The 3,256-nt window shown below is 54.0% G+C and carries 1 tRNA gene and 2 rRNA genes (1 of these 3 only partly in view); all 3 read left to right on the forward strand.

The annotated features are described in order from the left end of the window. Positions 1-2,820: ribosomal RNA gene (locus tag RA25_RS20450) — 23S ribosomal RNA — on the forward strand (it extends 8 nt beyond the left edge of the window). A gap of 199 nt (positions 2,821-3,019) precedes the next feature. Next, positions 3,020-3,134 (forward strand): 5S ribosomal RNA (rrf, locus tag RA25_RS20455). A 45-nt stretch (positions 3,135-3,179) separates the two neighbouring features. Beyond that, positions 3,180-3,256 (forward strand) — tRNA-Met (locus tag RA25_RS20460).

The raw sequence follows: 3,256 nt of genomic DNA on the forward strand, positions 1-3,256 counted from the left end.
GCGAGAAGGGCGTTTGGTGGATGCCTTGGCAGTAAGAGGCGATGAAAGACGTGATACCCTGCGATAAGCTTGGGGGAGCCGGGAATAGGCTTTGATCCCAAGATCTCTGAATGGGGGAACCCACCTGACAGATCGTTATTGTTACCTTTGGTAATCAATAATGGTTTGAACCAGGTACTTAAGGACTGAATACATAGGTCTTTAAGAGCAAACCCGGGGAACTGAAACATCTAAGTACCCGGAGGAAAGGACATCAATAGAGACTCCGTTAGTAGTGGCGAGCGAACGCGGACCAGCCGAGCCTGATGAGTGACCAGAATGCGTTGGGAAACGCAGCCAGAGCGGGTGACAGCCCCGTATGGGAAGCTCTGAGGGACGTATTAAGTAGGGCGGGACACGTGAAATCCTGTTCGAAGATCGGAGGACCACCTCCGAAGGCTAAGTACTCCTTACTGACCGATAGCGAACCAGTACCGTGAGGGAAAGGTGAAAAGCACCCCGGCGAGGGGAGTGAAACAGTACCTGAAACCGAACGCCTACAATCAGTTGGAGGCCCCTTGAGGGCTGACAGCGTACCTTTTGTATAATGGGTCATCGACTTGGTCTCACGAGCAAGCTTAAACCGTTAGGTGTAGGCGCAGCGAAAGCGAGTCTTAATAGGGCGCATGAGTTCGTGGGATCAGACCCGAAACCGAGTGATCTAGGCATGGCCAGGTTGAAGGTGCGGTAACACGCACTGGAGGACCGAACCCACATCCGTTGAAAAGGATCGGGATGAGCTGTGCCTAGGGGTGAAAGGCCAATCAAACTCGGAGATAGCTGGTTCTCTGCGAAATCTATTTAGGTAGAGCGTCATCCGAATACCCCGGGGGGTAGAGCACTGGATGGGTAATGGGGCCCCACAGGCTTACTGATCCTAACCAAACTCCGAATACCCGGGAGTACTAGATGGCAGACACACGGCGGATGCTAACGTCCGTCGTGGAGAGGGAAACAACCCTGACCTCCGGCTAAGGCCCCCAATTCATGGCTAAGTGGGAAAGCAGGTGAGACGTCCAAAACAACCAGGAGGTTGGCTTAGAAGCAGCCATCCTTTAAAGATAGCGTAACAGCTCACTGGTCTAATCAAGATGTCTTGCGGCGAAGATGTAACGGGGCTCAAGCCATGAGCCGAAGCCGAGGATGCACATAGTGCATGGTAGCAGAGCGTAGTGTGACATAGTCTCATTCCTCCTTAGTATCTTCGGATACATTGGAGGAGAGAGGCTTTCGATGAAGCCGGGGCGTGAGCCATCCGGTGGAGAGATCACTAGCGAGAATGATGACATGAGTAGCGACAAAGAGTGTGAGAGACACTCTCGCCGAAAGTCCAAGGGTTCCTGCTTAAAGCTAATCTGAGCAGGGTAAGCCGGCCCCTAAGCCGAGGCCGAAAGGCGTAGGCGATGGGAACTAGGTTAATATTCCTAGGCCAGGAGGATGTGACGGATCATGAAGGTTGTTCGCCCTTATCGGATTGGGCGGGCCGCTGATTGGTCCCTGGAAATAGCCCTCCATCAGACCGTACCCTAAACCGACACAGGTGGACTGGTAGAGAATACCAAGGCGCTTGAGAGAACGATGTTGAAGGAACTCGGCAAAATACCTCCGTAAGTTCGCGAGAAGGAGGCCCGGGTTCAAGGCAACTTGGATCCGGGGGCACAAACCAGGGGGTGGCGACTGTTTATTAAAAACACAGGGCTCTGCGAAGCCGTAAGGCGACGTATAGGGTCTGACGCCTGCCCGGTGCCTGAAGGTTAAAAGGAGGGGTGAGAGCTCCGAATTGAAGCCCAGGTAAACGGCGGCCGTAACTATAACGGTCCTAAGGTAGCGAAATTCCTTGTCGGGTAAGTTCCGACCTGCACGAATGGCGTAACGACTTCCCCGCTGTCTCCAACATCGACTCAGCGAAATTGAATTGCCTGTCAAGATGCAGGCTTCCCGCGGTTAGACGGAAAGACCCCGTGCACCTTTACTACAGCTTCGCACTGGCATCAGGATTGTGATGTGCAGGATAGGTGGTAGGCATCGAAGCCGGGACGCAAGTCCCGGTGGAGCCTCCCTTGAGATACCACCCTTCGCACTCTTGATGTCTAACCGCGGTCCGTTATCCGGATCCGGGACCCTGCGTGGCGGGTAGTTTGACTGGGGCGGTCGCCTCCTAAAGAGTAACGGAGGCGCGCGAAGGTTGGCTCAGAGCGGTCGGAAATCGCTCGTTGAGTGCAATGGCAGAAGCCAGCCTGACTGCAAGACTGACAAGTCGAGCAGAGACGAAAGTCGGCCATAGTGATCCGGTGGTCCCGCGTGGAAGGGCCATCGCTCAACGGATAAAAGGTACGCCGGGGATAACAGGCTGATACTGCCCAAGAGTCCATATCGACGGCAGTGTTTGGCACCTCGATGTCGGCTCATCTCATCCTGGGGCTGGAGCAGGTCCCAAGGGTACGGCTGTTCGCCGTTTAAAGAGGTACGTGAGCTGGGTTTAGAACGTCGTGAGACAGTTCGGTCCCTATCTGCCGTGGGTGTAGGATACTTGAGAGGAGTTGCCCCTAGTACGAGAGGACCGGGGTGAACGATCCACTGGTGGACCAGTTGTTATGCCAATAGCAGTGCTGGGTAGCTATGATCGGACAGGATAACCGCTGAAGGCATCTAAGCGGGAAGCCCCCCTCAAAACAAGGTATCCCTGAGGGCCGTGGAAGACCACCACGCCGATAGGCCGGAGGTGTAAGCGCAGCAATGCGTTCAGCTGACCGGTACTAATCGCCCGATAGGCTTGATTTGATCCAGTAACAGACAGTGTTACTAAACCAATCAAAGCAAACATCCCTAACTGACACGGACAGGTTGATTGTACGCCGGACGCATTTGGATATGTCATATGACATAACTTAGGTGCGGCAACGCGCATTTACTCCGTAAATACGCTCTCTGCCGCCAACCAAGAAAATCCAAATGCCTCTGGCATTTGGATTTTTCTTGGTTTGGTGGCTACAGCACAAGTGAAACACCCGGTCCCATCCCGAACCCGGAAGTTAAGCACTGTCGCGCCGATGGTACTTGGGCTCAAGCCCTGGGAGAGTAGGTCACCGCCAAACCTAGTAAAATCCAAACATCTCTCTAAACGATACAAAAACACCTGACGCGGGATGGAGCAGCCAGGTAGCTCGTCAGGCTCATAACCTGAAGGTCGCAGGTTCAAATCCTGCTCCCGCAACCA

The sequence above is a fragment of the Leisingera sp. ANG-S5 genome, assembly GCF_000813925.1.
GTDB lineage: Bacteria > Pseudomonadota > Alphaproteobacteria > Rhodobacterales > Rhodobacteraceae > Leisingera.